We start from the raw sequence: 26,962 nt of genomic DNA, 5'->3' as shown, positions 1-26,962 counted from the left end.
AATCAGCAAGTAAGCAAAGAACTTTGGCCATAACCGCGACGCGGTATATCGCCTGAAGTTACGGTGACGGTGCCCGGCTCATGGTGGTCGTCGAAGCGCACACCGGATTGTGATGATCTTCTGGAGGTTTCGAATGTCGTTGGTGATCGCAGTACCCGAACTGGTGGAGGCTGCGGCAACCGAGCTGGCCGGAATCGGCTCGGCACTGGGTCAGGCCACCGCGGGCGCGGCAGCCCCAACCGTGAACATCCTGGCCGCCGCAGAGGACGAGGTGTCGGCGGCGATCGCGGCGGTGTTCTCCGGGCATGCCCAGGCCTACCAGGCCGCCAGTGCCCAAGCCCAGGTTTTTCAACGGCAATTCGCACGGGCCCTGGCCGCCGGGGCGACCTCGTATGCAGGCGCCGAGTCCGCCGCCGCAGCGGCGTTGGCCAACCCGGCCCAAGTGGTGCCCCAGGATCTGCTAGGGGCGATCAACGCACCCGTGCTGGCGCTTACCGGGCGCCCGTTGATCGGCAACGGCGCCAACGGCGGGCTCCGGCGGCGCCGGCGGGACCGGCGGCAGTACCAGCAGCGGAGTTGCTGGGGCCGGGGGTGCGGGCGGGGCCGGCGGCTGGCTGCTGGGCACCGGTGGCGCCGGCGGAGCCGGCGGATTCAGCGGGATTTTAGCCCCCGGAACGGGTGGGGTCGGGGGGCCGGCGGGACCGGCGGACTTCGTGGGGGGCGGGGGGTCGGCGGCGCCGGCGGGACGACACATTCAGTTTCCACCGGGGGTGCCGGTGGGGCCGGTGGAGCGGGTGGATTGTTGTCCGGGCTGGTCGGTGCCGGTGGCGGCCATGGCGGCACCGGCGGGTCTGGCGGCGGCGCCGGAGGCGCAGGTGGGGCCGGTGGTCATGCCGGGTTGCTGGGCGGGCCGGGCGGGGCCGGCGGCGACGGCGGAACCAACGCCCTTGGCACCGGGGGCCGGGTGGGCCCGGTGGTGCTGGCGGGTGGTTGTTCGGCAGCGGGGGCGCCGGCGGCACCGGCGGGTCCGGCTCCATAGGGGGTGCGGGTGGGGCTGGCGGCGATGCGGGGCTGCTGTTCTCCAACGGCGGTACCGGCGGCACCGGCGGATTCAGCAGGTCCGGTCCCGGAGCTGACGGCGGGACCGGCGGTACCGGCGGTACCGGCGGCTGGCTGGGTAACGGCGGCACCGGCGGCACCGGCGGCACCGGCGGCACCGGCGGCACCGGCGGCACCGGCGGAAGCAGCATGGTCGGTCGCGGAGGTGACGGTGGCGACGGCAGCACCGCCGGGCTGCTGATCGGCAACGGCGGCGCCGGCGGCACCGGCGCACAAGGCGCCACCGGCGGCGGTGCCGGCGGGACCGGTGGTAACGCGGTGCTGATCGGCAACGGCGGCAACGGCGGCATGGGTGGTACCGGCGCCACCGTCGGCGCCACCGGCGCGGGCGGCATGAGCGGACTGCTACTGGGCTTGGACGGCTACAACGCCCCCACCAGCACCTCACCCATCCACGTCGCCCAGCAGCAGGCACTGGCCGCGATCAACACACCCGCCCAAGCACTGACCGGACGCCCCCTGATCGGCAACGGCACCCCCGGCGCCACCGGCAGCGGCGCCGACGGCACGCCCGGCGGATGGCTGCTCGGTGACGGCGGAGCCGGCGGCTCCGGCCTGGCCGGCGGGGACGGCGGGGCTGGTGGGGCCGCCGGGCTCTGGGGCACCGGCGGCACCGGAGGTGATGGCGGAGCCGGTGGAGCCGGTGGCTGGTTCTCCGGTGACGGCGGTGCCGGCGGTATCGGCGGCCACAGCACCGCAATTGGGGCCGCGGGCGGGGCCGGTGGGACAGGTGGTGCCGGCGGGCTGTTCGGGGCCGGAGGGAACGGCGGCGCCGGCGGTGTCGGCACTTACCTAGGTTCTGCGTTCGGCGGGGCCGGCGGCACAGGCGGGAGCGGTGGGCTGTTGTCCGGGCTGGTCGGCGCCGGCGGGGGCCACGGCGGCGCCGGCGGAATGACAATAGGTAATTCTGAGGCTGGTGGTGCCGGTGGGGCCGGTGGCGATGCCGGGCTGCTCGGCGGGCCGGGTGGGGCCGGCGGCACCGGCGGGCCTGGCCCTTATAGCCAAGCTCACGGCGGAGCGGGTGGGGCCGGTGGGAATGCCGGATTGCTGTTCGGCAGCGGCGGCATCGGCGGCACGGGCGGATTTGGGAGCGCCAGCGCCGGGGACGGAGGTCACGGTGGAAGCGCCGGGCTGCTGCTCTCGGGCGCCGGAGCCGGTGGCGCCGGCGGGTTCGGCGTGAGCGGCCCCGGCGGTGCCGGCGGGCGTGGCGGTGACGCCGGCTGGCTAGGCGATGGCGGCGCCGGGGGCACCGGCGAATTGCCCAGCGCGATGACGGCGGCGCCGGCGGGGCGGGCGGCGGCGGCCAAGGCGGCCAAGGCGGCCAAGGCGGCCAAGGCAACGTCGGCGGCACCGGCACAGGCACCGGCGGTGACGGCGGGGCCGGCGGCGACGCCGTGCTGATCGGCAACGGCGGCAACGGCGGCAACGGCGGCACCGATGACACCGGCGCACCCGCCGGCAGCCCCGGCGCCGGCGGCACCGGCGGAATTCTGCTCGGCGCAGACGGAAACGACGGGCTGGGCTAGCAACCCCAATCTCGATCGGCGCGCGAACCCACGCTGATCAGGCTGCCGGGCGGATGTGCCCCGGATCACCGATATGTCCCTTGCTGTCAAGCACTTGTCCCCTGGCGTCAAGATTTGGGGTCTCCTGGCGGGCACAGTTGGAGTCATCAAGCCCAACACTCCCGAAAGGCTCCACCATGACCCTCATGACCGCCCCCGCTCCGGCTGCCACCGCCACCGGCGCACCGCTGCCGCTGGTAGCTCTGCCCCAGGGTGAGCTGCTCACCGTCAACGCCAACGACATTCCGCTGGTTCGGGATGCCCTCGGTGACGGCGTGCACTTCAAGCCGCTGCGCCTGGACATCGAGAACGGCGAGTGGGTGGTGCTGGCGACGTTCGCGCCCGGTGCGCGGATCCAGCTGCACTACCACACCGGCACCGTCGACGCCTGGACCATCAGCGGCTCCTGGCACTACATGGAATACGCCGACCAGCCGCAGACCGCCGGCTCCTACCTGTTCGAGCCCGGCTCCTCGGTGCACACGCTCGCCTGCCCGGCAACCAACACCGAAGACACCGTGGTCCTGTTCCGGGTCAGCGGCGCCAACGTCAACTTCACCGACGACGGCCAGTTCCACTCCATCCTGGACGCGGCCCTGATTGCGCACTTGACCGGTCAACTCGCCGAGGCGCAGGGGCTCGGTCCGATCACCTACATCGGTGGCGGCGCCGCCGGCATCACCGCGGGTGGTGCGTGATGCGTGCGGTTTTGATGCAGGACTCCCAGCTGCAGGTCGCCGAGGTGCCCGAGCCGGTGCCCGACCCCGGCGAGGTGCTGGTCGATGTGCTGGCCTGTGGCATCTGCGGATCGGACCTGCACTGCGCGGCCCACGGCCCGGAATTCAACGCGGCCACCCAGGCCGCGGGTGGATTCGACATGATGGATCTCAGCCGTCCGGTGGTATTCGGACACGAGTTCGTAGGCCGCATTGCGGCCTACGGACCCGACACCGACCAACGCATCCCGGTCGGCCGCCGCGTGGTCTCGGCACCGTTTCTGCTCCGCGAGCAGAAGGTGACCCTGGGCTTCGCCGGCCCTGAGGCACCCGGCGGCTACAGCGAGCGCATGCTGCTGTCCGAACCACTGCTGATCGAGGTGCCCGATCACGTGCCGACCGAGGTCGCCGCACTGACCGAACCACTGGCGGTGGCCTACCGCACGGTGGCCCGCGTCGACACCACCACCGACGACGTCGCCCTGGTGGTCGGGCGCGGACCGATCGGGCTCGCCGTCATCGCGGTGCTCAAGATGAAAGGCGTCGGCCCCATCGTCGCGTCGGACTTCTCTCCCGAAAGGCGGTCCCTGGCAGCACAACTCGGTGCCGACGTGGTCCTCGACCCGAACGAGAACTCCCCGTTCGAGGCCTTCATGGCGGCCGCAGTCACCGACGACCCGGCACGAATGGCACCCGCGCACACCGTGCTCGGACAGTTGCCGCTTCGTCCCACCGTCGCGTTCGAATGCGTCGGCGTCCCCGGCCTGATCCAGCAGCTCATCGCCGGTGTCCCGCCCGGCACCCGGATCGGCGTGGCGGGCATCAACATGAGCTCGGATCACTTCGAGCCCGCCCAATGCATCGCCAAGGAACTCGACATCTGCTTCTCGCTGTACTACACGCTCGACGAGTTCGCGCAGACCTTCGCACACCTGGCCGTCGGCGATTTCGACGTGGCCCCGCTGCTGACCGGGACCGTCGCGTTAGAAGGCGTCGCCGACGCCTTCGAGCGGCTCCGGAACAACCCGCACGACGCGAAGATCCTGCTCGACCCGACGCGCTGAACACCCCGTCCCCTCTCCCGAGAAAGCTCCGACAAAATGCGCGCCCTCACCAGTCTCGACAGCATGTTTCTTGCCGCCGAAGATGGTCGAACCGTCACCAATGTGTCCAGCCTGGCGGTCATGGACCGCACCGATGAGTCCGGTAAGGAACTCACCCGGGCGGACATCGCCGAACTGTTGGCCGACCGCCTGCACCTACTGCCCCCGCTGCGCTGGCGGCTGGCCACCGTTCCGCTCGATCTGGGCCACCCGTGGTGGGTGGAGGGCGAGGTGGACCTCGACTTCCACGTCCGCGAGACGGCGGTGGTGGCCACGGGCAACCGGGCCGCACTCGAGACGTTGGTCGCTCGGCTGTCGGCCCATCCGATGGACCGCTCCCGCCCGCTGTGGGAGGTGTATCTGATCCAGGGTCTGCAAGACGACAAGGTCGCACTGCTGACCAAGCTGCACCATGCCGCGGTGGACGGGATGTCGGGCGGGGAGGTGCTCAACGTAATGTTCGACACCACGCCGCAGGGGCGGGTGCTGCCACCGGCCCCGCGGTACCGACCTGAGAAAGAGCCCGGCCAACTCGGGATGTTGGCGCGCACCATCGTGGGCATGCCACGCCGCCAATGGCAGTCCGCGGGCGCGGCTCGGCGCACGCTGACCCATTTGGATCAGATCGCAACCCTGCGCTCGATACCCGGCGTGGCGGCGGTGGGGAGCGCGATGCGACGAGCCCAAGCACCCATCCGCAGGGGGCCATCGGCACCCAGCCCCGCGACGGTGACCGCGCCCAGACTGGGTTTCAACGGCAAGATCTCCCCGCATCGGCGGGTGGCGCTGACCAGCTTGCCGCTCGAGGACGTCAAGGAGATCAAGACCCACTTCGAGGCGACGGTCAACGATGTCGTCGTCACCCTGTGCGCCGGTGCCCTGCGCCGCTGGCTCGCCGATCGCGGTGAACTTCCCGAACAGCCGCTGGTGGCGGCGATCCCGGTGTCGGTTCGCGCCGAAGCCGAGTTCGGAACGTATGGCAACAAGGTGGGCACCATGCTGGCGGCATTGCCGACCGACGTGACCGATCCGGCGATTCGCCTGCAGCGGTGCCGCAAGGAGCTGCGTGCGGCCAAACGCCGCAATGAGGCGGTGCCGGCCTCGTTGATGCGCGATGCCAATGATCTGGTCCCGCCGGCGCTGTTCGGGCCGGCGATGCACGCGATGACGGCCGTCGCGGCCAGCGACGCGCTCTCTCCGGTCGCCAACCTCGTCATCTCCAATGTGCCGGGCCCCCGGTCGCCGCTCTACTGCGCGGGCCGACGGGTTTGCGAGCACTACCCGGTGTCCACGATCAGCGACAGCCTAGGCCTGAACGTCACGGTCTTCAGCTACACCGATCGTTTGGAAATCGGCTTGGTGGGTGACCGCTATCTGGTCAAGGACCTGGACCGCCTCGCCGATGCGTTCGGCGCGGAACTCGCTGTGCTCGAGCAGAGCGTGCGCAAGCCCCGAGGAGGCCGCAAATGAGACGGCTCAGCAGCGTTGATGCCCAATTCTTCGCGATGGAGGACGGCCGCAACCATTCTCACGTCTGTCAGCTCACCATCGTCGAGGCCACCACCACGGATGGCCTGCGACTGGACGGGCAGCGGATCCGCGGCCTGTTGGCCCAGCGCATCGACCTGATGCCGCCGTTGCGCTGGCGGGTGCGTGAGGTCCCGTTCGGCATCGACTATCCCGTGCTGGTGCAGGACGACACATTCGATCTGGATTCGCATCTCTGGGAAAGCGCGCTCCCCGCACCCGGGGATGACGAACAACTCGGCCGGGCCGTCGCCGATATCGCGTCGAGGCCGCTGGATCGGGCTCGACCGCTGTGGGAACTCCACGTGATCCACGGCCTGGCCGGCGACCGCGTCGCGCTGGTGACCAAGTTGCACCACAGCGTGATCGACGGGGTCTCGGGCATGGAGTTGCTGGGCGCGCTGCTGGACACCGTTCCCTTCCCGGACGCCGGGCCGGAGCTCGAAAAACCCCCGACCGGCACCGCGATCGGCGACGCACCCAGTGACGCCGGGCTGCTGGCGCGCGCGCTCGCCTCGTTGCCCGTTCAGCCCGCGCGAATGGCGCGGGGTCTGCCGCCCATGCTGCGCCATATCGATCAACTCCCCACCATGCGCCACCTGCCCGGTGCCGCCGTGATCGCCAAAGTCGCCGACCGCGCCGAACGGCTCGCCACCCGCAACAAAGACGGTCGCAATCTGCAGCACCCTCGGGCCGCTGCCCCGAAAGTCTCCTTCGGCGGCAGGATTTCGGCACAACGGCGATTCGCATTCGGGTCGTTGCCGCTAGACCAGATCAAGGCCGCCAAGTTCGCCGTGCCCGGCGCAACCGTCAACGATGTCGTGGTCGCCGTGTGCGCCGGGGCCTTACGGCGACGCATGATCGCTCGGGGCGACGACGTGGCGACTCCCCTGGTTGCCATGGTGCCGGTGTCGGTGCGCACCGGCGAGCGACAGTACGGCAACCAGATCTCCTCGATGATCGTGCCGATTCCCACCGACCAGGCCGATGCCCGCGCCCGACTGATCTCCGCCCACCAGGTCATGCGGGCGGCCAAGGAACGGCACCGCGCCATCCCCGCCAAGCTGCTCACCGAGGCGAACCACACCGTTCCCCCGGCGCTGCTGACCCGGGCCGCCCGGGTGATCTCGATGACCACCGGCTCGGGTTGGATAAGGCCGCCATTCAACGTGACGATCTCGAACATCCCGGGATCGCCGGACCCGCTGTACTGCGCGGGAGCCCGGGTGGTGTCCCAACACCCGGTGAACGTCCTGCTCGACGGGATGGGCCTGAGCATCACCCTGCTCAGCTACCAGGACCGGCTTGACTTCGGGCTCACCGCCGATCGCGAATTGCTGCCCGACGTCTGGCACCTCGCCGACGAACTGGCGGCCGAACTGAGTGCCCTGGCCGCCGAGGTTGGCGCGCCGAGGAATCCGGTGGCCGATGGTGCACCCACGGGTACGACGGGCCGGCCAACGGCCAAACCCGGTGCGATCCCCCGCTGAACGAACTTGGTGGGCGCGGACGGTATCGAACCGCCGACCGCTGGTGTGTAAAACCAGAGCTCTACCACTGAGCTACGCGCCCTATGCACGCCGCAGGCTACACGCCCGAGACGTCAACACCCAAAAATCTTGGCCCGCTCAGGCCTGTAATGCCGCCAACGCATCCGTCCACAGCCGCTGATCGCGGGCCTCACCGGGCTGCTTCATCTCGGCGAACCGAATGATCCCCGCCCGGTCGACCACGAAAGTCCCGCGGTTGGAGATGCCGGCTGTGTCGTTGAACACACCGTAGGCCTGGCTGACCGCGCCGTGCGGCCAGAAATCCGACAGCACCGGGAAGGTGAATCCGCTTTGGGTGGCCCAGATCTTGTGGGTGGGTGGTGGCCCCACCGAAATCGCGACCGCCGCGGTGTCGTCGTTCTCGAACTGCGGCAGATGGTCACGTATCTGGTCCAACTCGCCCTGACAGATCCCGGTGAAGGCCAGCGGGAAGAACACCAGCAGCACGTTCTTGGCGCCGCGGTAGTCGCTGAGCGTGACCGGCTGCTGATTCTGGTCGCGCAGCGTGAAGTCCGGAGCGGTGGCTCCGACTTCAAGCATCAGCGCTTCCCGGCCCGCGACTTGGGCTGGACCAGCCGACTGGCAGCCCAGTTACCCAGGTTGACCGACGACGTCGGCATCAGCCCCGCGGTGGGGGCCGCCTCCGCGATGTCGGCCGGCAGCACGTGGCCGGGCTGGCCGGTCTTGGGTGTCAGCACCCAGATCACGCCATCCTCGGCAAGCGGGCTGATTGCGTCCATCAGAGTGTCGACCAGATCCCCGTCGCTGTCTCGCCACCACAGCAGCACGACGTCGACCACCTCATCGGTGTCTTCATCGAGCATTTCGCTGCCGCAGGCTTCCTCGACGGCAGCGCGGATCTCATCGTCGGTATCTTCGTCCCAGCCCCACTCCTGGACGACTTGGTCTCGTTGGATGTCCAGTTTGCGAGCGTAGCTCGGGGCGTGATCCGCCGCGACCACCGTGGAACCTCCCTTTTCCTTCACACAAAGTGCGATTCGCACTATCGTCGCACAAACATGATCGAACCAATACGGCTACCTCAGTAGGAAGCCATGCAAAGCTTCAAAGCCTTGGTCTTAGTGCCGTTGAGCTGATCGACTCTTCTGTTGAACTCCCCCGTCGGCGCATGCGTGCCGATCGCGTTGGCCACCGAACGCGCCGCGTCCGTGTAGGCGTTGAACGCGTCGCGCATATCCGGTGACAGCGCCTCGTTGAGTGCGCTGGAAACCGAAGAAGCGCTGTTGTTGAGCGCTTCGATGGCCGGGCCTTCGGTCGGGCCGGTGCTGCGTCCGGCATTGAACGCGCCGACGAACTCGTTCACCTTGTCGATGGCTTCCTTGCTGGTGGTGGCGAGGGTTTCGCACGAGGTGCGAATCGCCTTGGTGGTCAGCGACTGTTGCCGCTGGGACTCGCGCACGCTCGAAGTCGCCGCGGAGGCCGAAATCGACAGCGATACCGATGAGCGGTAGGCCGGAGCCACCTTGGTGTCCGGGGTGGCCGTGCCGTCGGTGACGCTGGTGCATCCCACGATGCCCATCAGCAGCACCGCGATGCAACCGAGTGCCTGGGCACCTCGCCGGGCGCGCGAACCAGAGAAAGCCCCCCCGTGCCGGCGAGGAACGGCACGCCATCCGATGAGCACGGCTAGTGACGTTACCGGGTCGGGGCTCGGACTGGCTTCAACGCATCCAATTCGTTGTCACAGCGGCCATCGGAGCCATCTCACGGCATCGACCGGACGGCGGCTATCTACTCGAAACGTCGGTGCGGCACGATAGGAAGACGATCACCCCACCCGATAGCCCGCCGACTACAGGAGCGGAAGTTTGACCACCGAGTTCGTCCGCCACGATCTTGCCAAAACCTCAAGCAGCGCAAGCGAACCCGACCGCGTTCGGGTCATTCGCGAAGGCGTGGCGTCCTACCTGCCCGATATTGACCCCAAGGAAACTTCGGAATGGCTGGAGTCATTCGACGCACTCTTGGAGCACTCCGGACCGGCGCGGGCGCGCTATTTGATGCTGCGACTGCTCGAGCGGGCGGGCGAACAACGCGTCGCCATCCCGTCATTGACCTCAACGGATTACGTCAACACCATCCCCACCGAGTTGGAGCCATGGTTTCCCGGCGATGAGGATGTCGAGCGCCGCTACCGGACCTGGATCAGGTGGAACGCGGCAATCATGGTGCACCGCGCACAACGCCCGGGCGTCGGCGTCGGTGGCCACATCTCGACCTACGCTTCGTCCGCGGCCCTCTACGAGGTCGGCTTCAACCACTTCTTCCGCGGCAAATCGCATCCCGGCGGCGGAGACCAGGTGTTCATCCAGGGCCATGCCTCCCCCGGCATTTATGCCCGCGCGTTCCTGGAGGGACGACTCAGCGCGGATCAGCTTGACGGCTTCCGGCAGGAGCACAGCCACCCCGGTGGCGGGTTGCCTTCCTACCCGCACCCACGGCTGATGCCCGACTTCTGGGAATTCCCGACCGTGTCGATGGGCCTGGGTCCGCTCAACGCCATCTACCAGGCGCGGTTCAACCACTACCTGCACGACCGCGGCATCAAGGACACCTCCGATCAGCACGTGTGGTGCTTCCTGGGTGACGGCGAGATGGACGAGCCGGAAAGCCGCGGACTGGCCCACATGGGCGCGCTGGAAGGCCTGGACAACCTGAGCTTCGTGATCAACTGCAATCTGCAACGCCTGGACGGCCCGGTCCGCGGCAACGGCAAGATCATCCAGGAGCTGGAGTCCTTCTTCCGCGGCGCGGGCTGGAACGTGATCAAGGTGGTCTGGGGCCGCGAATGGGATGCGCTGCTGCACGCCGACCGCGACGGCGCGCTGGTGAACCTGATGAACAGCACCCCCGACGGCGACTACCAGACCTACAAGGCCAACGACGGCGCCTACGTGCGCGACCACTTCTTTGGCCGCGACCCCCGGACCAAGGCCCTGGTGGCCAACATGAGCGACCAGGAGATCTGGAACCTCAAGCGTGGCGGCCACGACTACCGCAAGGTCTATGCCGCCTACCGCGCCGCCGTCGACCACAAGGGTCAGCCGACGGTGATCCTGGCCAAGACCATCAAGGGCTATTCGCTTGGCGCGCACTTCCAGGGCCGCAATGCCACGCACCAGATGAAAAAGCTTGCCCTCGCCGACCTCAAGCGGTTCCGGGATTCGATGCGCATCCCGGTCAGCGATGCCCAGCTCGACGAGGACCCCTACCTGCCGCCCTACTACCACCCGGGCTCGGACGCCCCGGAGATCCGGTACATGCTTGACCGGCGCCGCACCCTGGGCGGGTTCCTGCCCGAGCGCCCGACCAAGGCCAAGACCCTGACCCTGCCCGGCCCCGACGCCTACAAGGTGCTCAAGAAGGGGTCCGGACAACAAGAGGTCGCCACCACCATGACCCTGGTCCGTACCTTCAAAGAACTGTTGCGCGACAAGAACATTGGGAATCGGATCGTCCCGATCATTCCCGACGAGGCCCGCACCTTCGGGATGGACTCCTGGTTCCCGTCGCTCAAGATCTACAACCGCAATGGGCAGCTGTACACCGCCGTCGACGCGGAACTGATGCTGGCGTACAAGGAAAGCCACGTCGGCCAGATCCTGCACGAGGGCATCAACGAAGCCGGGTCGGTGGGCTCCTTCACCGCGGCCGGCACCTCGTATGCGACCCACAACGAGCCGATGATCCCGATCTACATCTTCTATTCGATGTTCGGGTTCCAGCGCACCGGCGACAGCTTTTGGGCCGCCGCCGACCAGATGGCACGCGGGTTCGTGCTGGGTGCGACCGCTGGACGCACCACGCTGACCGGTGAGGGTCTGCAACATGCCGATGGCCACTCGCTGCTGCTGGCCGCGACCAATCCGGCGGTGGTCTCCTACGACCCGGCGTTTGCCTACGAGCTCGCCTACATCATCGAAAATGGCCTGTCTCGGATGTTCGGGGAGAACCCGGAGAACATCTACTTCTACATCACCGTTTACAACGAGCCGTATGTGCAGCCGGCCGAGCCGGAGAACTTCGATCCCGAGGGCGTGCTGCGCGGCATGTACCGCTACCGCGCGGCGACCAAACAGTGCGCGCACAAGGCTCAGCTGCTGGCCTCCGGGGTGTCGATGCCCGACGCGCTGAAGGCGGCGCAGATGCTGGCCGACGAGTGGGACGTCGCGACTGACGTGTGGTCGGTGACCAGTTGGAGCGAGCTGAACCGCGACGGGGTGTCCGTCGAACGTCACCGGCTGCGTCACCCCGGTGAACCCGCCGGTGTCGCCTACGTGACGACGGCGCTGGAAGGCACCAGCGGCCCGGTGGTCGCGGTATCGGACTGGATGCGCGCGGTGCCCGAGCAGATCCGGCCCTGGGTGCCCGGGACCTACGTCACCCTGGGCACCGACGGGTTCGGTTTCTCCGACACCCGGCCCGCCGCCCGCCGCTACTTCAACACCGATGCCGAGTCACAGGTGGTCGCGGTGCTCGAGGCGCTGGCCCGCGACGGTGAGATCGATGAGTCGGTGGCCGTCACCGCCGCCCGTCAGTACCGGATCGATGATGTGCAGGCCGCGCCGAAGCAGACCTCGGATTCCGGCGTCGCATAACCCCCGGCCGTTCGTCGCCGTGCGTCACGCCAGTGTGACGCACGGCGGCGACCGCCACGCTGGCGTGACGATCGACGCCCGGCTCGCAAAACTTTTAGCAGGTTCTTCTAGAAATCAGGCGTAGCTTTTAGGCGTGAACGACAACCAGTTTTCCGCGATCGCGCGACTTGGGTCTGCAAGATCGCCGCTGGAACTCCTGGAAACCGTGCCCGATTCCCTGCTGCGGCGGTTGAAGCAGTACTCCGGCCGGCTGGCCACCGAGGCGGTCTCGGCCATGCAGGAGCGGCTGCCGTTCTTCGCTGACCTGGAAGCCTCCCAGCGCGCCAGCGTGGCACTGGTGGTGCAGACGGCAGTAGTGAACTTCGCCGAGTGGATGCAGAATCCGCGCAGCGACGTCAGCTACACAGCGCAGGCGTTCGAACTGGTACCCCAGGACCTGACCCGACGCATCGCGCTGCGCCACACCGTGGACATGGTGCGCGTCACCATGGAGTTCTTCGAGGAAGTGGTGCCGCTGCTGGCTCGATCCGAAGAGCAGCTGACCGCCCTGACGGTGGGCATCCTGAAATACAGCCGGGATCTGGCCTTCACCGCCGCCTCGGCCTATGCCGACGCCGCCGAAGCGCGCGGCACCTGGGACAGCCGGATGGAGGCCAGCGTGGTCGACGCGGTGGTACGCGGCGACACGGGTCCCGAACTACTGTCGCGGGCGGCGGCACTGAACTGGGACACGACCGCTCCGGCGACGGTGGTCGTGGGCACGCCGGCATCGGCGCGCGACGGCTCCGACGGCAGCGAACGGGCCATCCAGGACGTCCGGGACGCCGCCGCCCAGCACGGCCGAGCGGCGCTGACCGACGTGCACGGCACCTGGTTGGTGGCGATCGTGTCCGGCCACCTGTCCCCCACCGACAAGGTCTTTAAAGACCTATTGGAGGCCTTTTCCGACGGGCCCGTGGTGATCGGCCCCACCGCCCCCATGCTGACGGCGGCCTATCACAGCGCCAGCGAGGCAATTTCCGGCATGAATGCGGTGGCCGGCTGGCGCGGAGCCCCGCGCCCCGTGCCGGCCCGGGAATTGCTGCCCGAACGAGCCCTGATGGGTGACGCGTCGGCCATCGTGGCGCTGCACACCGACGTGATGCGACCGCTGGCCGATGCCGGTCCAACGCTGATCGAGACACTGGACGCTTACTTAGATTGTGGCGGTGCTATTGAGGCTTGTGCCAGGAAGTTGTTCGTTCATCCAAACACCATCCGCTACCGACTCAAGCGGATCACCGATTTCACCGGGCGTGATCCGACTCAGCCACGCGATGCCTATGTCCTTCGAGTGGCCGCGACGGTGGGCCAACTGAACTACCCAACGCCGCCGTCGGGCGCCGCCAACAACACCATCACGCCGGTTCCACTCCCGGTCAGAAGGGGTACGGAAGGGCCATAAAGACCCGACCTGAGCCAATAGTGACCTAGAGCACAAGTCGCGGGGCGATCTCAAACATGTAGCTTACCGAGCTGTTTTGTAGGGTCCCCACAAAAACCTAAGACGAGGTTCATAATCTGTTACACCGCGCAAAACCGTCTTCACAGTGTTCTCTTAGACACGTGATTGCGTTGCTTGCGCCCGGACAGGGCTCCCAGACCCAGGGAATGCTGTCGCCGTGGCTGGAACTGCCAGGCGCGGCGGACCAGATCGCCTCCTGGTCGCAGGCCAGCGGCCTGGACCTCGCCCGCTTGGGCACCACCGCGACGACGGAGGAGATCGCCGACACCGCGGTTGCTCAGCCCTTGATCGTTGCGGCCACCCTGCTGGCCCACCAAGAGCTGATCAGGCGGGGCTTGCTCAACGACCAAGAAGTGATCGTGGCCGGGCACTCGGTCGGCGAAATCGCGGCCTACGCGATCGCCGGCGTGATGGCCGCCAACGATGCTGTCTCGCTTGCCGCCACCCGCGGCGCGGAGATGGCCAAGGCGTGCGCCACCGAGCCGACCGGCATGTCCGCCCTGCTGAGCGGCACCGAGGACGAGGTGCTGAGCCGCCTCGAACAACTCGACTTGGTCCCCGCCAACCGCAACGCCGCCGGCCAGATCGTTGCCGCCGGTCGCCTGACCGCGTTGGAGAAGCTCGCCGAGGACCCACCAGCGAGGGCCCGAGTACGCGCCCTGGGGGTCGCCGGAGCGTTCCACACCCAGTTCATGGCTCCCGCGCTCGAGGGGTACGCCGCGGCGGCCGAGGCCATCGCCACCGCTGAGCCCACCGCGACGCTGCTGTCCAACCGCGACGGCAAGCCGGTCACATCTGCGGCTGCGGCGATGCAGCCTCTGGTCTCGCAGCTCACTCAGCCGGTCCGATGGGACCTGTGTACCGCGACCATCCGCGAGCACAGTGTCACGGCGATCGTGGAGTTCCCCCCCGCGGGCACCCTCACCGGCATCGCCAAACGCGAACTTCGGGGGGTTCCGACGCACGCCGTCAAGTCACCCGCAGATCTGGACGAATTGGCAAACCTCTAGCCACCGGTTACGTCCAGAACCAAAGCACGTCAATTCGATTTACACACAACATATTACGAAGGGAAACAAGTCGTGGCCGTCAGTCAGGAAGAAATCATCGCCGGTATCGCCGAGATCATCGAAGAGGTCACCGGTATCGATCCGTCGGAAGTTACCCCGGAGAAGTCGTTCGTCGACGACCTGGACATCGACTCGCTGTCGATGGTTGAGATCGCCGTGCAGACCGAGGACAAGTACGGCGTGAAGATCCCCGACGAGGACCTCGCCGGTCTGCGTACCGTCGGTGACGTCGTCTCCTACATCCAGAAGCTCGAGGAAGAGAACCCCGAGGCTGCCGAGGCCCTGCGTGCCAAGCTCGAGACCGAGAACCCCGAGGCTGCCGCCAACGTCAAGGCGAGGCTGGAAGCAGAGAGCAAGTGACCAAGCCTTCCACTGCTAATGGCGGTTACCCCAGCGTTGCGGTAACCGCCGTCACAGCGACGACGTCGATCTCGCCGGACATCGAAAGCACGTGGAAGGGCCTGTTGGCCGGCGAGAGCGGCATCCACGTCCTTGATGACGAATACCTCACCAAGTGGGAGCTGCCGGTCAAGATCGGTGGGCACCTCAAGGATCCGGTGGACAACCACATGGGCCGGCTGGACATGCGACGGATGTCGTATGTCCAGCGCATGGCCAAGTTCCTGAGCGGGCAACTCTGGGAGTCCGCCGGCAGCCCCGAGGTCGATCCGGACCGGTTTACCGTCGTGGTTGGTACCGGTCTGGGTGGCGCCGAGCGCATCGTTGAGAGCTACGACCTGATGAACGAGGGCGGGCCCCGTAAGGTGTCCCCGCTGGCCGTTCAGATGATCATGCCCAACGGTGCCGCGGCGGTCGTTGGTCTGCAGCTGGGCGCCCGCGCCGGGGTGATCACTCCGGTGTCGGCGTGTTCGTCGGGTTCGGAGGCCATCGCCCACGCATGGCGTCAGATCGTCATGGGTGATGCCGACGTCGCCGTCTGCGGTGGCGTCGAAGGCCCCATCGAGGCGCTGCCCATCGCGGCGTTCTCCATGATGCGGGCCATGTCCACCCGCAACGACGAACCCGAGCGCGCCTCGCGGCCGTTCGATAAGGACCGTGATGGTTTCGTGTTCGGCGAGGCCGGTGCGCTCCTGCTCATCGAGACCGAGGAGCACGCCAAGGCCCGTGGCGCCAAGCCGCTGGCCCGGCTGATGGGTGCAGGTATCACCTCCGACGCGTTCCACATGGTGGCTCCTGCCGCCGACGGTGTGCGTGCCGGCCGGGCGATGCAGCGGTCCATGGAGTTGGCCGGTTTGTCCCCCAAGGACATCGACCACGTCAACGCGCATGGAACGGCGACACCGATCGGTGATTCCGCCGAAGCCAACGCCATCCGGGTGGCGGGGTGCGAGAACGCGGCGATCTACGCGCCGAAGTCGGCACTGGGTCACTCCATTGGCGCGGTCGGCGCGCTCGAGTCGGCGCTCACCGTGCTGTCGCTGCGTGACGGAGTCATCCCACCCACCTTGAACTACGAGACACCCGATCCCGAGATCGATCTAGATGTTGTGGCAGGCGAACCGCGTTACGGCGAATTCCAGTACGCCATCAACAACTCGTTCGGCTTCGGCGGCCACAACGTGGCGCTCGCTTTCGGGCGCTACTAAGCACGGTGTCCGGCAACGAAGCAGGCCCCTAACGGCCCGAAGAGGAGCCGGACAGATACGGAAGGAATCTTCGCAACACCCATGACAGAGCTGGTTACCGGGAAAGCGTTCCCGCATGTAGTCGTCACCGGCATTGCCATGACTACTGCACTCGCAACCGACGCTGAAACCACGTGGAAGCTGTTGTTGGACAGCCAAAGCGGGATTCGCACGCTCGACGACCCGTTCGTTGAGGAGTTCAACCTGCCGGTTCGCATCGGCGGGCACCTGCTCGAAGAGTTCGACCACCAACTCACCCGGGTCGAACTGCGTCGGACGGCTTACCTGCAAAGAATGTCCACCGTCATCGGCCGCCGAGTTTGGGAGAACGCCGGATCACCCGAGGTCGACACCAACCGTTTGGCGGTATCGATCGGCACCGGGTTGGGCTCAGCTGAGGAGCTCGTCTTCGGGTACGACGAAATGCGGGTGCGTGGGTTTCGCGCGATCTCCCCATTGGCCGTGCAGAAATACATGCCCAACGGAGCCGCGGCGGCCGTCGGTCTCGAACGCCACGCCAAAGCGGGTGTGATGACACCGGTGTCGGCGTGTGCGTCCGGTTCCGAGGCCATCGCCCGCGCCTGGCAACAAGTCGTGCTCGGTGAGGCCGACATCGCCATCTGCGGTGGTGTGGAAACCCGGATCGAGGCGGTGCCGATCGCCGGATTCGCCAACATGCGGATCGTGATGTCCACCAACAACGACGACCCCGCCGGTGCCTGTCGGCCATTCGACAAGGACCGCGACGGCTTCGTGTTCGGCGAGGGCGGCGCCTTGATGGTGATCGAGACCGAGGAGCATGCGAAGGCTCGCGGCGCCAACATCCTGGCCCGCATCATGGGCGCCAGCATCACCTCGGATGGCTTCCACATGGTCGCGCCGGACCCCAACGGGGAACGCGCCGGACATGCGATCACCCGGGCCGTCCAGCTCGCGGGCCTGCAGCCCAGCGACATCGATCATGTCAATGCCCACGCGACCGGCACCCAGGTCGGTGACGTCGCCGAAGGCAGGGCCATCAACAACGCCCTCGGCTCCCACAAGCCGGCGGTGTACGCGCCCAAGTCCGCTCTGGGCCACTCGGTTGGTGCAGTCGGTGCGGTGGAATCGATCTTGACCGTCCTCGCGTTGCGGGACCAGGTCGTTCCGCCGACACTGAACCTTGTCAACCTCGATCCAGAAATCGACCTAGACGTGGTAGCGGGTAAGCCGCGGCCTGGCAATTACAGGTACGCGGTCAACAACTCGTTCGGATTCGGCGGACACAACGTGGCAATCACGTTTGGGCGGTATTAACACCCAAGCAACACCCGTTAACTACAGGAGACCTGCGATGACAATCATGGCCCCCGAGGCGGTTGGCGAGTCGCTCGACCCCCGCGACCCGCTGTTGCGACTGAGCAACTTCTTCGACGACGGCACCGTGGTGCTTTTGCACGAGCGTGACCGGTCCGGAGTGCTGGCCGCATCGGGCACCGTGAACGGTGTGCGCACCATTGCTTTCTGCACCGACGGCACCGTAATGGGTGGCGCGATGGGTGTCGAAGGCTGCGCGCACATCGTCAACGCCTATGACACGGCGATCGACGAGCAGAGCCCGATTGTGGGTATCTGGCACTCGGGCGGCGCCCGTCTGGCCGAGGGCGTGCGGGCACTGCACGCGGTCGGTCAGGTATTCGAAGCCATGATCCGCGCGTCGGGCTATGTCCCGCAGGTTTCGGTGGTCGTGGGCTTCGCCGCCGGCGGCGCCGCCTACGGGCCGGCGCTGACCGACGTCGTCGTCATGGCACCGGAAAGCCGGGTGTTCGTCACCGGGCCCGACGTGGTGCGCAGTGTTACCGGCGAGGACGTCGACATGGCCTCGCTGGGCGGCCCGGAGACCCACCACAAGAAGTCCGGGGTGTGCCACATCGTCGCTGACGACGAGCTCGACGCCTACGAGCGGGGCCGCCGCCTGGTCGGCTTGTTCTGCCAGCAGGGGCATTTCGACCGCAGCAAGGCAGAGGCCGGCGACACCGACATCCACGCGCTGCTGCCCGAGTCGGCTCGGCGGGCCTACGACGTGCATCCGATCGTGACCGCGATCCTTGATGCGGACACGCCTTTCGACGAGTTCCAGGCCAACTGGGCGCCGTCGATGGTGGTCGGCCTGGGACGGCTGTCCGGCCGCACCGTCGGGGTATTGGCCAACAATCCGCTGCGACTGGGCGGCTGCCTGAACTCCGAAAGCGCCGAGAAGGCAGCACGTTTCGTGCGCCTGTGCGACGCGTTCGGCATCCCGCTGGTGGTGGTTGTGGATGTTCCGGGTTATCTGCCCGGCGTCGACCAGGAGTGGGGCGGCGTGGTGCGCCGCGGCGCCAAACTGCTGCACGCCTTCGGCGAGTGCACCGTTCCGCGTGTCACGCTGGTCACCCGGAAGACCTACGGCGGGGCCTACATCGCCATGAACTCGCGTTCGCTCAACGCGACCAAGGTGTTCGCTTGGCCGGACGCCGAGGTGGCGGTGATGGGCGCCAAGGCCGCGGTCGGCATCCTGCACAAGAAGAAGCTGGCCGCTGCGGCCGAGCACGAGCGTGAGGCTCTGCACGACGAGCTGGCCGCCGAGCACGAGCGGATCGCCGGTGGTGTGGATAGCGCCGTCGACATCGGTGTGGTCGACGAGAAGATCGACCCCGCGCACACTCGCAGCAGGCTCACCGAGGCGCTGGCGCAGGCACCCGCACGCCGCGGTCGCCACAAGAACATCCCGCTCTGATTTCTCCCGCGAGCAGGCGCGGAATCGCACTGCGCGTGCTTCGCGCAGTGCGATTTTGCGTCTGCTCGCCGCAGTTATCCCCAGCCTGACTGGCCAAGCCGAGGCCCTGCTCGCATCCTCGGTCAGTGCCCACAGATGCCCAGGCGCTGTTGCAGAAATCCGGCGGGTTCGCCACGACCGCGCAGCTGTTGACGGTCATGACCCGCCAACAGCTCGATGTTCGGGTCAGAAACGGCAGCCTGGTGCGGGTATGGCATGGCGTCTACGCGGCCGAGGAACCGAATCTGTTGGGCCGCTTGACCGCACTCGACGTATTCATGGGCCGGCCGGTCGTGGCGTGCATGGGTACGGCAGCCACTTTGTACGGGTTCGACACCGAGTGCAGCTCCGCCGTCCACGTACTGGACCCCGGCGTCCGGATGCGCCCCACGATCGGCCTGATGGTTCATCAACGCATTGGCGCGCGGTTGCAGCGGGTGGCCGGGCGGCTGGCGACCGCCCCGGCATGGACGGCCGTCGAGGTCGCCAGAGCGCTGCGCCGTCCGCGAGCACTGGCAACACTTGATGCCGCGCTGCGGTCAATGCAGTGCACTCGCGATCAAATCGAATCCGCGGTTGCCGAGCAGCACGGCCGGCGCGGGATCGTTGCGGTACGCGAACTCCTGCCACTTGCCGACCCACGCGCGGAGTCGGCCATGGAAAGTGAGACCCGGCTGGTCATGATTGATGGCGGGTTGGCGCGTCCGGAGCTGCAGTATCTAATCCACGGTTCCGATGGCGAGCTGTGGCGAGTGGACTTCGCCTGGCCCGACCTGCGCCTGGCCGCCGAATACGACAGCATCGACTGGCACGCCGGACGAGTGGAAATGCTGCGGGACAAGACCCGCTGGGCCAAGATCCAAGACCTCGGGTGGACGATCATCCCGATTGTCGTCGATGACGTCAGACGCGAGCGCGGCCGTCTCGTGCAGAGAATCGGCAACCACCTCGATCGCCTGCGCGCAGCCAGCTGACGGCCCCGCCCTCCCCCCGCGAGCAGACCCCCGCCAGAAAATCCTCGGCGATGCCGACCACGCGCTGCCGATCATGGGGCACCAACCCAATGCGGGTCCGGCGATCGAGAATGTCCTCGGCGTCCAGTGCGCCCTCGTGGGTGACCGCGTACTCGAACTCGGCCCTGGTCACGTCGATGCCTTCGGCGACCGGGTCGGTAGGCCGCTCACATGTTGCGGTCACGACGACGTTGGCCGCCTCCGCTCCGAAGCGCGCGACCAGAGACTCGGGCAGGCCACCCGGACCGGCGGCCGGCCCGGGGGTGGCCGGCGCCCCGATCAGCGGCAGGTCTCGCGTTCGGCACTGGTTGGCCTGCAACTGCCGCAAGCTGATGGCGCGATTGAGCACATCCTCTGCCATGTAACGGTATTCGGTCAGCTTGCCACCGACCACGCTGATCACACCCGATGGCGACTCGATGACCGCGTGGTCGCGCGAGACGTCAGCGGTGCGACCTTCGCCGGTGTCGATCAGCGGTCGCAGACCGGCGTAGGCTCCGATGACGTCAGAAGTCTGCAACGCGGTGCCCAGCGCGGTGTTGACCGTATCGAGCAGGAACATGATTTCTTCCGAAGAAGGTTCTGGCACATCGGGAATCGGACCTGGGGCGTCTTCGTCGGTAAGCCCGAGATAGACGCGGCCCAACTGCTCGGGCATGGCGAACACGAACCGGTTGAGTTCACCTGGAATCGGAATAGTCAGCGCCGCAGTCGGATTGCCGAAGGCGTTCGCATCGAACACAAGATGGGTGCCGCGGCTCGGACGCAGCTTCAGCGCGGGGTCGATCTGGCCACCCCACACTCCAGCGGCGTTGATCACCGCGCGCGCAGACACGTCGAACGACTCTCCGCTACGTTGGTCGGTCAACCGAGCCGACGTGCCGGTGGCCTCGGACGCCCCAACATATGTCAGGATGCGCGCACCGTGCTGGGCCGCGGTGCGCGCGACCGCGGTAACCAGCCGGGCGTCATCGATCAATTGCCCGTCGTAGGCGAGAAGGCCGCCGGCCAACCCGTCACGCCGCACGGTCGGCGCCAGCTCCACCACACGCTGCGCTGAAACTCGCCGCGACCGGGGCAATGTCGAGGATGGCGTGCCCGCAAGCATCCGCAACGCGTCACCGGCCAGGAACCCAGTCCGCACCAGGGCACGCTTGAGATGATCCATCGACGGCAGCAACGGGACCAGTTGCGGCATCGCGTGAACAAGATGCGGGGCATTGCGCGTCATCAGAATTCCGCGCTCGATGGCGCTGCGGCGGGCGATGCCGACGTTCCCGCTCGCCAGATACCGCAGCCCGCCGTGCACCAGTTTCGAGCTCCACCGGCTGGTGCCGAAGGCCAGGTCATGCTTTTCTACCAGGGCCACTTGCAGGCCCCGCGACGCGGCATCCAAGGCGATACCGACACCGGTGATGCCGCCGCCGATGACGAGGACGTCCAGCGCTTCGCCGTCAGCGAGTGCGGTGAGTTCGGTGCTGCGGCGAGCGGCGTTGAGTGCGGTCGAGTCAGGCATTAGGCCAGGTATCCGTTCAGTGAGTAGGTGAGTTCTGCGGCCAGGGCCTCGGAGTCGAGGATCGGATCGATGATGTCCACCGACTGGATGGTCGACTGGGTGATCAGCAAGACCATGGCCGCAAGTTTGCGGGGATCGCCGGCGCGGACGCTGCCCGTTCCTTGGGCGACTTGCAGCCGCGCCGCAAGTCCTTCGAGCAGGAAGTGCTGGCTGGCGCCGAGACGCTCGGTGATGTACACCCGGGCCAGGTCCGAGTGCATGAGTGCCTTGACTAATTCGTCGCCCCGGAGCCGATCGGCCACGGCGACCACTTGCCGTACCACGGTCTGTCGGTCATGGCCGTCGAGGGACACCGCGCGCACCACGTCGGTGACATGGCTGGTCAGCAGCGCCGAAATGATCGACCGCGTATCCGGCCAGCGGCGGTACACGGTGGGGCGGCTCACGCCCGCACGCCGCGCGATCTCGGCGAGGGTCACGCGGTCGACACCGTAGTCGCGAACGCAGCTCGCGGCCGCCTGAAGTATGCGGTCCCCAATATCTTCGGGAGCATTACTCATTGACAACATGTGTAATATTGTAACGCATGACGCATCCTGAGGAACTCCTTCCACCGATGAAATGGAACGCGTGGGGAGATCCCGCCGCAGCCAAGCCGCTCTCCGACGGCATCCGGGCCCTCCTGAAGCAGGTTGTGGGCCTTGAGGATTCAGGCGAAGCCGAACTCGGCGCCGACCAGGTCAAGCTGCGCCCGTGCGCGTTGTCGCAAAGCGATCAGGATGCGCTGGCCAAGATTGTCGGGCCCGAATACATGCGCACCGCCGACCGCGACCGGCTGCTGCGCGCTGGCGGCAAGTCCACCCCCGACATGCTGCGACGGAAGGACACCGGCATCCAGGATGCGCCAGACGCGGTCCTGCTGCCCGGCGACGACCAGGCCGTTGCCGAGATCCTGCGGTACTGCTCGGATCAGGGCATTGCGATCGTCCCGTTCGGGGGCGGCACCAACGTGACCGGTGCGCTGGACCCCAACCGCGGCCAGTTCAGCGCCGTGATCTCGCTGGACCTACGCCGGTTCAACGAACTGCACTCCCTCGACGAAGTCTCGGGCATCGCCGAACTGGGCGCCGGCGTCACCGGCCCGGACGCCGAACGGCTGCTCGGCGAGCGCGGCTTCTCTCTCGGGCACTTCCCGCAGAGCTTCGAATACGCAACCATCGGCGGCTTCGCGGCGACCCGGTCCTCAGGCCAGGACTCGGCCGGGTATGGCCGCTTCAACGACATGATCATCGGATTGCGCATGATCACTCCGGCAGGCGTGCTGGATCTTGGTCGGGTGGCCGCCTCCGCCGCCGGTCCGGACCTGCGTCAGCTGGCGATCGGCTCGGAAGGTGTTTTCGGTGTCATCACCAAGGTGCGGCTGCGGGTGCACCCGGTGCCCGAAACCACCCGATATGAGGCGTGGTCGTTTCCGGACTTCAGCACCGGGGTCGCAGCCCTGCGCGCGATCACCCAGACCGGCACCGGCCCGACCGTGGTGCGCCTTTCCGATGAGGCCGAAACCGGGATCAACCTGGCCACCCACGAGTCGATCGGCGAAAACCAGGTAACCGGCGGATGTCTGGGGCTGACCCTGTTCGAGGGCACCAAGGAACACACCGAAAGCAGGCACGCCGAGACCCGCGCGTCGCTGGAGGCCCATGGCGGCAAGTCGCTGGGTGAAGGCCCGGCCCAGAGCTGGGAGCATGGCCGGTTCAGCGCTCCCTACCTGCGCGATTCATTGCTGGCCGCCGGTGCGCTCTGCGAAACCCTCGAGACGGCCACCGACTGGTCCAACATTGCCGCGGTCAAAGCCGCGGTTACCGAGGCACTCACCACATCGTTGGCGGAGTCGGGCACCCCGGCGCTGGTGATGTGCCACGTCTCGCACGTCTACCCCACCGGTGCATCGCTGTACTTCACCGTCGTCGCCGGGCAGCGGGGTAATCCGATCGAGCAATGGATGGCCGCCAAGAAGGCCGCATCCGATGCGATGATGGCCACCGGCGCAACCATCACGCACCACCACGCCGTCGGCGCCGACCACCGGCCCTGGATGCGCGACGAGGTGGGCGACCTGGGTGTGCAGCTGTTGCGCGCGGTCAAGGCCACCCTGGACCCGGCTGGGATCCTCAACCCCGGCAAGCTGATTCCGTGACCCCCGAGAACCCGGTCAACCCGTTGGCAGGGCAACTACGTCAGCGCAGCATCAGCAAGGTGACCGCCCTGACCAATCCGCTGTCCGGACATGGTGCCGCGGTCCAGGCCGCCCAGCACGCGATCGCCCGGCTGCATCATCGTGGCGTCGAGGTCATCGAGATCGTTGGTGAAAACGCCGAGGATGCGCGCTACCTGCTGGCCGCGGCGGTCGAGAAGGGCACCGATGCGGTCGTCGTGACCGGCGGCGACGGCGTCATCTCCAACGCGTTGCAGGTGCTGGCCGAAACCGATGTCCCGCTGGGCATCATCCCGGCCGGCACCGGCAACGATCACGCACGTGAATTCGAGATTCCCACAAAGGATGCCGAAGCCGCCGCGGACATCGTGGTGGACGGCTGGACCGAAACCATCGACCTGGGCCGGATTCAGGCCGGCAGCGGCAAAGACAAGTGCGACAAATGGTTTGGCACCCTGGCCGCAACCGGTTTCGATTCGCTGGTAACCGACCGGGCCAACCGGATGACCTGGCCACACGGACGACTGCGGTACTACATCGCGATGCTGGTCGAACTGTCGCAGCTGCGGCCATTGCCATTCCGGCTCGTGCTCGACGGCACCGAGGAGATCGAAACCGACCTCACGCTGGCGACCTTCGGCAACACCCGCAGCTACGGCGGCGGGATGCTGATGTGCCCCAACGCCGACCGTACCGACGGTCTGCTGGACATCACCATGGTGCGATCCGGCCCGCGCAGCAGATTCCTGCGGCTGTTCCCGACGGTGGTCAAGGGCACTCATGTGGAGCTCGACGAAGTGACCACCGCACGAGCCAAGTCCATCGACGTTGAATGTCCTGGCATCAACGTGTATGCCGACGGTGACTACGCGTGCCCATTGCCGGCCAATATCTCCGCGGTTGCGGGCGCACTGCAGATATTGCGGCCCAACGACCGATAATCATTTGCAGCGCTGCCGGGTCGCCGATGCCAATTCTCGGGCGACCTGTCGACGCCCCTTCCTGTAACACCTAATGCACCGAATACGACATCTTTCTCAGAGCCGCTCACCTGGGAGGAAAGATGTCGAGGCCTCACCAAACCGGACTTGGAGCCGCGGCAGCGGCTTGGTTTTGCGTCTCGTTGTGTTTCGCGCCGCCGGCTTACGCGGGTGAAGTTGCGGCATGGAATGGGGATTACATTCTGACGCTCGCCGCCAATGCGAAGACCGGCACCAGCAGGGGGTGAATAACCCTCCCCCGCCCAAAAATGAATCCATGCCGCAATCAATCGAATTCACCTGGAACGGGTCCCAATGGGTACGCGAGATGACCTGGAATTGGGATTGTCTACTGCCGGACGGCACCATTGAGTACAACCCGGCCAAATCCATCTCGGTGTACACGCCCGGCGACTACGGAATTCTCACCGGCGTCTTTCACACCAACATCTACAGCGGCGCGTGCAAAGGCAACGTCGATATGCCGTTGTCGGCCAAACCGGTCGCGGTGCCGGTCAGCTAGCCGGACTAGCCGACGCCGCGGCTGAGCCAGGTCACCTCACCGGTGTCGCCACCGTCGCGGTAATCCTCCAGCGCCTCGTCCCACGCCGTTCCGAGCACCGAGTCCAATTCGGCAGCAAGGGTGTCCGCCCCCTGCGCCATCAGGGTCCGAAGCCGCATCTCACCCACCATGGTGTCGCCGTTGGCGCTCATCGCCCCGCTCCACAAGCCGAGCTGCGGAGTGTGGCAGAACCGCTGCCCGTCCACGCCGGGGCTGGGATCCTCGGTGACCTCAAACCGCAGCACCGACCACGAGCGCAACGCGTTGGCCAGCCGGCCGCCGGTGCCCACCGGCCCGACCCAGTTGGTGACGGCACGCAACTGGCCAGGCATCGCCGGCTGCGGCGTCCAGACCAGGTTCGCCTTGGCATGCAGGGTCGACGACAGTGCCCACTCGACATGCGGGCACACCGCCGCTGGAGAGGCGTGGACGTACACCACGCCGCTCGTCACGTCGGCGAACTGATTCGATGCACGCATCTCTTACTCCTTCGGTTCCACGAGGGACGTCTTCCCCAACGACCTGGTGAACCCGATAGGCGGGATGCCTGCGACGAAACTTCTGCGATTTTTGATGTCTTGCGTGTCTATTGTGCCCTGTGAGACCCCTGTTGCGCTAGTGTGCAGTTCGCATTAGGCATATTCGGCTAGTACGGAGTCCGAAAGCGCTGGCCAGGGCTCTCGCGCCCAGTCCCCGAAATCACGGTCGGTAAGGACCACCAGCGCCAGGTCGGCTTCGGGATCCACCCAGATGAAGCCGCCCGCCTGCCCGAAATGGCCGTAGGTTCGCGGCGAGTTGCGGATACCGGTCCAGTGCGGCGACTTGGCGCTCTTGATCTCAAATCCCAGCCCCCAGTCGTTGGGGCGCTGCACACCAAATCCGGGCAACACACCGTCCAGACCGGGAAACTGCACGGCGATCGCCTCGGCGTGCATCGGCGGGGAGACCGTCGACGGACGCAACAGGTCGCCCGCGAACAGCGCCAGGTCGCCAACCGTCGAGGTGGCCCCGAACCCGGCCGCGGCCGCGCCGCCTTCCAGCTTGCTCGTCGACATGCCCAGCGGCTCGAACACCGCCTCGGCCAGATAGCTACTGAACTCGATTCCGGATTCCTGCGCCACGGCTTCGGCCAGCGCGGTGAAGCCGTAGTTGGAATACATGCGGCGGGTCCCGGGCCGGGCGAGCACCTGATTGGTGTGCATTGACAGGCCCGAGGTGTGCGCCAGGAGGTGGCGAATGGTGGAGTCGGGCGGGCCCGCCGGGGTGTCGAGGTCGACGACGCCTTCCTCGATCGCGATCTGCGCGGCGCGCGCCGCCATCGGTTTGGTCACCGAGGCCAACGCGAAGACCTTCTCGACATTGCCGTGCGTCGCCAATACACCGGTAGGGCCGATCACCGCTGCGGCGGCGGCCGGTACCGGCCAATCATCAAGAGCGTCCAGAGCAGCCATCGTGGCGGTTCG

The 26,962-nt window shown here is 67.0% G+C and carries 21 protein-coding genes, 1 tRNA gene and 2 pseudogenes; 16 read left to right on the top strand and 8 right to left on the bottom strand.

Features of this window, described 5'->3' with window-relative positions:
• Nucleotides 1–133 precede the first annotated feature (133 nt).
• The 5 genes and pseudogenes from MMSP_RS13365 to MMSP_RS13345 all read left to right on the top strand — a co-directional run bounded on the left by MMSP_RS13365 (nt 134) and on the right by MMSP_RS13345 (nt 7,520).
• Nucleotides 134–2,645, top strand: a pseudogene (locus MMSP_RS13365) (PE family protein).
• Nucleotides 2,646–2,821: 176 nt separating this feature from the next.
• Nucleotides 2,822–3,382, top strand: a complete 561-nt coding sequence (locus MMSP_RS13360) for a 2,4'-dihydroxyacetophenone dioxygenase family protein (protein ID WP_012394980.1) — start codon at nt 2,822–2,824, stop codon at nt 3,380–3,382.
• Complete coding sequence (locus MMSP_RS13355) at nt 3,382–4,464, top strand: zinc-binding dehydrogenase (protein WP_020787035.1); 1,083 nt, start codon at nt 3,382–3,384, stop codon at nt 4,462–4,464. The genes MMSP_RS13360 and MMSP_RS13355 overlap by 1 nt, the downstream gene beginning before the upstream one ends.
• A gap of 36 nt (nt 4,465–4,500) precedes the next feature.
• Nucleotides 4,501–5,973, top strand: coding sequence for a wax ester/triacylglycerol synthase family O-acyltransferase (locus MMSP_RS13350; RefSeq protein ID WP_020787034.1), 1,473 nt, complete (start codon nt 4,501–4,503; stop codon nt 5,971–5,973).
• Nucleotides 5,970–7,520 carry a wax ester/triacylglycerol synthase family O-acyltransferase gene (locus tag MMSP_RS13345; protein ID WP_020787033.1) on the top strand — a complete coding sequence of 517 codons (1,551 nt, stop codon included), beginning with the start codon at nt 5,970–5,972 and terminating at the stop codon, nt 7,518–7,520. The genes MMSP_RS13350 and MMSP_RS13345 overlap by 4 nt, the downstream gene beginning before the upstream one ends.
• A 7-nt stretch (nt 7,521–7,527) precedes the next feature.
• On the opposite strand, the gene MMSP_RS13340 is transcribed toward MMSP_RS13345, so the two are convergent.
• The 4 genes from MMSP_RS13340 to MMSP_RS13325 all read right to left on the bottom strand — a co-directional run bounded on the left by MMSP_RS13340 (nt 7,528) and on the right by MMSP_RS13325 (nt 9,225).
• Nucleotides 7,528–7,602, bottom strand: a tRNA-Val gene (locus MMSP_RS13340).
• A gap of 56 nt (nt 7,603–7,658) precedes the next feature.
• The gene (locus tag MMSP_RS13335) at nt 7,659–8,120 is read right to left on the bottom strand and encodes a peroxiredoxin (RefSeq protein ID WP_011739492.1); all 462 of its coding nucleotides are present in this window, start codon (nt 8,118–8,120) and stop codon (nt 7,659–7,661) included.
• Complete coding sequence (locus tag MMSP_RS13330) at nt 8,120–8,542, bottom strand: DUF3052 domain-containing protein (RefSeq protein ID WP_015356256.1); 423 nt, start codon at nt 8,540–8,542, stop codon at nt 8,120–8,122. The genes MMSP_RS13335 and MMSP_RS13330 overlap by 1 nt, the downstream gene beginning before the upstream one ends.
• Before the next feature lie 80 nt (nt 8,543–8,622).
• Nucleotides 8,623–9,225 (bottom strand): hypothetical protein, encoded by a 603-nt coding sequence (locus MMSP_RS13325; RefSeq protein ID WP_086085331.1) that lies wholly within the window; start codon nt 9,223–9,225, stop codon nt 8,623–8,625.
• 184 nt (nt 9,226–9,409) lie between these two features.
• On the opposite strand from MMSP_RS13325, the gene aceE reads away from it, so the two are divergent.
• From aceE to MMSP_RS13285, 8 genes are all read left to right on the top strand, one after another.
• Nucleotides 9,410–12,199 carry a pyruvate dehydrogenase (acetyl-transferring), homodimeric type gene (gene aceE / locus MMSP_RS13320; RefSeq protein WP_020787031.1) on the top strand — a complete coding sequence of 930 codons (2,790 nt, stop codon included), beginning with the start codon at nt 9,410–9,412 and terminating at the stop codon, nt 12,197–12,199.
• Between the two features lie 133 nt (nt 12,200–12,332).
• Nucleotides 12,333–13,643: a CdaR family transcriptional regulator gene (locus MMSP_RS13315; protein WP_020787030.1), complete on the top strand. Its 1,311-nt coding sequence runs from the start codon at nt 12,333–12,335 to the stop codon at nt 13,641–13,643.
• Between the two features lie 161 nt (nt 13,644–13,804).
• A complete protein-coding gene (locus MMSP_RS13310) occupies nt 13,805–14,713 on the top strand; it encodes an ACP S-malonyltransferase (RefSeq protein WP_020787029.1) in 909 nt (302 codons plus the stop codon).
• Nucleotides 14,714–14,785: 72 nt separating this feature from the next.
• Entirely contained in the window at nt 14,786–15,133 is a 348-nt protein-coding gene (gene acpM, locus MMSP_RS13305; RefSeq protein WP_015356260.1) for a meromycolate extension acyl carrier protein AcpM, read from the top strand.
• Nucleotides 15,130–16,380, top strand: coding sequence for a 3-oxoacyl-ACP synthase KasA (gene kasA / locus MMSP_RS13300; protein WP_020787028.1), 1,251 nt, complete (start codon nt 15,130–15,132; stop codon nt 16,378–16,380). Before acpM ends, kasA begins: the two co-directional genes overlap by 4 nt.
• 81 nt (nt 16,381–16,461) lie before the next feature.
• The gene (kasB, locus tag MMSP_RS13295) at nt 16,462–17,715 is read left to right on the top strand and encodes a 3-oxoacyl-ACP synthase KasB (protein ID WP_011739484.1); all 1,254 of its coding nucleotides are present in this window, start codon (nt 16,462–16,464) and stop codon (nt 17,713–17,715) included.
• Between the two features lie 37 nt (nt 17,716–17,752).
• Entirely contained in the window at nt 17,753–19,174 is a 1,422-nt protein-coding gene (locus MMSP_RS13290; RefSeq protein WP_015356262.1) for an acyl-CoA carboxylase subunit beta, read from the top strand.
• Nucleotides 19,175–19,299: 125 nt separating this feature from the next.
• The gene (locus MMSP_RS13285) at nt 19,300–20,187 is read left to right on the top strand and encodes a hypothetical protein (RefSeq protein ID WP_036426492.1); all 888 of its coding nucleotides are present in this window, start codon (nt 19,300–19,302) and stop codon (nt 20,185–20,187) included.
• Here the strand turns inward: MMSP_RS13285 and MMSP_RS13280 are convergent.
• Together MMSP_RS13280 and MMSP_RS13275 are read right to left on the bottom strand one after the other, a co-directional pair.
• Entirely contained in the window at nt 20,117–21,742 is a 1,626-nt protein-coding gene (locus tag MMSP_RS13280; protein WP_020787027.1) for a glycerol-3-phosphate dehydrogenase/oxidase, read from the bottom strand. The two genes, MMSP_RS13285 and MMSP_RS13280, sit on opposite strands and share 71 nt — an antisense overlap.
• Nucleotides 21,742–22,311, bottom strand: a complete 570-nt coding sequence (locus MMSP_RS13275; protein WP_012394992.1) for a TetR/AcrR family transcriptional regulator — start codon at nt 22,309–22,311, stop codon at nt 21,742–21,744. The genes MMSP_RS13280 and MMSP_RS13275 overlap by 1 nt, the downstream gene beginning before the upstream one ends.
• A gap of 47 nt (nt 22,312–22,358) precedes the next feature.
• Between MMSP_RS13275 and MMSP_RS13270 the strand changes: the two genes are divergently transcribed.
• The 3 genes and pseudogenes from MMSP_RS13270 (at nt 22,359) to MMSP_RS13260 (ending at nt 25,460) form a co-directional block, all read left to right on the top strand.
• Nucleotides 22,359–23,939, top strand: coding sequence for an FAD-binding oxidoreductase (locus MMSP_RS13270; protein WP_020787026.1), 1,581 nt, complete (start codon nt 22,359–22,361; stop codon nt 23,937–23,939).
• A 23-nt stretch (nt 23,940–23,962) separates the two neighbouring features.
• Nucleotides 23,963–24,898, top strand: coding sequence for a diacylglycerol kinase (locus MMSP_RS13265; protein ID WP_174524092.1), 936 nt, complete (start codon nt 23,963–23,965; stop codon nt 24,896–24,898).
• Nucleotides 24,899–25,020: 122 nt separating this feature from the next.
• Nucleotides 25,021–25,460, top strand: a pseudogene (locus tag MMSP_RS13260) (hypothetical protein).
• Nucleotides 25,461–25,465: 5 nt separating this feature from the next.
• Here MMSP_RS13260 and MMSP_RS13255 read toward each other — a convergent pair.
• Nucleotides 25,466–25,978: a DUF3145 domain-containing protein gene (locus MMSP_RS13255; RefSeq protein ID WP_011739477.1), complete on the bottom strand. Its 513-nt coding sequence runs from the start codon at nt 25,976–25,978 to the stop codon at nt 25,466–25,468.
• A 153-nt stretch (nt 25,979–26,131) separates the two neighbouring features.
• Nucleotides 26,132–26,950: a serine hydrolase gene (locus MMSP_RS13250; protein ID WP_012394996.1), complete on the bottom strand. Its 819-nt coding sequence runs from the start codon at nt 26,948–26,950 to the stop codon at nt 26,132–26,134.
• Nucleotides 26,951–26,962 lie beyond the last annotated feature (12 nt).

Origin of the sequence: Mycobacterium sp. 012931, assembly GCF_000419295.1 — a bacterium.
GTDB lineage: Bacteria > Actinomycetota > Actinomycetes > Mycobacteriales > Mycobacteriaceae > Mycobacterium > Mycobacterium marinum.
Note: the sequence above shows the minus strand (reverse complement) of the source record. Positions and strands in the feature narration are given on the sequence as shown.

Coding starts and splice junctions, on each gene's coding strand:
- MMSP_RS13350 (WP_020787034.1), top strand. CDS start 4,501: ATGCGCGCCCTCACCAGTCTCGACAGCATGTTTCTTGCCGCCGAAGAT.
- MMSP_RS13360 (WP_012394980.1), top strand. CDS start 2,822: ATGACCCTCATGACCGCCCCCGCTCCGGCTGCCACCGCCACCGGCGCA.
- MMSP_RS13355 (WP_020787035.1), top strand. CDS start 3,382: ATGCGTGCGGTTTTGATGCAGGACTCCCAGCTGCAGGTCGCCGAGGTG.
- MMSP_RS13255 (WP_011739477.1), bottom strand. CDS start 25,978: ATGCGTGCATCGAATCAGTTCGCCGACGTGACGAGCGGCGTGGTGTAC.
- MMSP_RS13250 (WP_012394996.1), bottom strand. CDS start 26,950: ATGGCTGCTCTGGACGCTCTTGATGATTGGCCGGTACCGGCCGCCGCC.
- MMSP_RS13345 (WP_020787033.1), top strand. CDS start 5,970: ATGAGACGGCTCAGCAGCGTTGATGCCCAATTCTTCGCGATGGAGGAC.
- MMSP_RS13335 (WP_011739492.1), bottom strand. CDS start 8,120: ATGCTTGAAGTCGGAGCCACCGCTCCGGACTTCACGCTGCGCGACCAG.
- MMSP_RS13290 (WP_015356262.1), top strand. CDS start 17,753: ATGACAATCATGGCCCCCGAGGCGGTTGGCGAGTCGCTCGACCCCCGC.
- MMSP_RS13270 (WP_020787026.1), top strand. CDS start 22,359: ATGAAATGGAACGCGTGGGGAGATCCCGCCGCAGCCAAGCCGCTCTCC.
- MMSP_RS13280 (WP_020787027.1), bottom strand. CDS start 21,742: ATGCCTGACTCGACCGCACTCAACGCCGCTCGCCGCAGCACCGAACTC.
- MMSP_RS13275 (WP_012394992.1), bottom strand. CDS start 22,311: ATGTTGTCAATGAGTAATGCTCCCGAAGATATTGGGGACCGCATACTT.
- kasB (WP_011739484.1), top strand. CDS start 16,462: ATGACAGAGCTGGTTACCGGGAAAGCGTTCCCGCATGTAGTCGTCACC.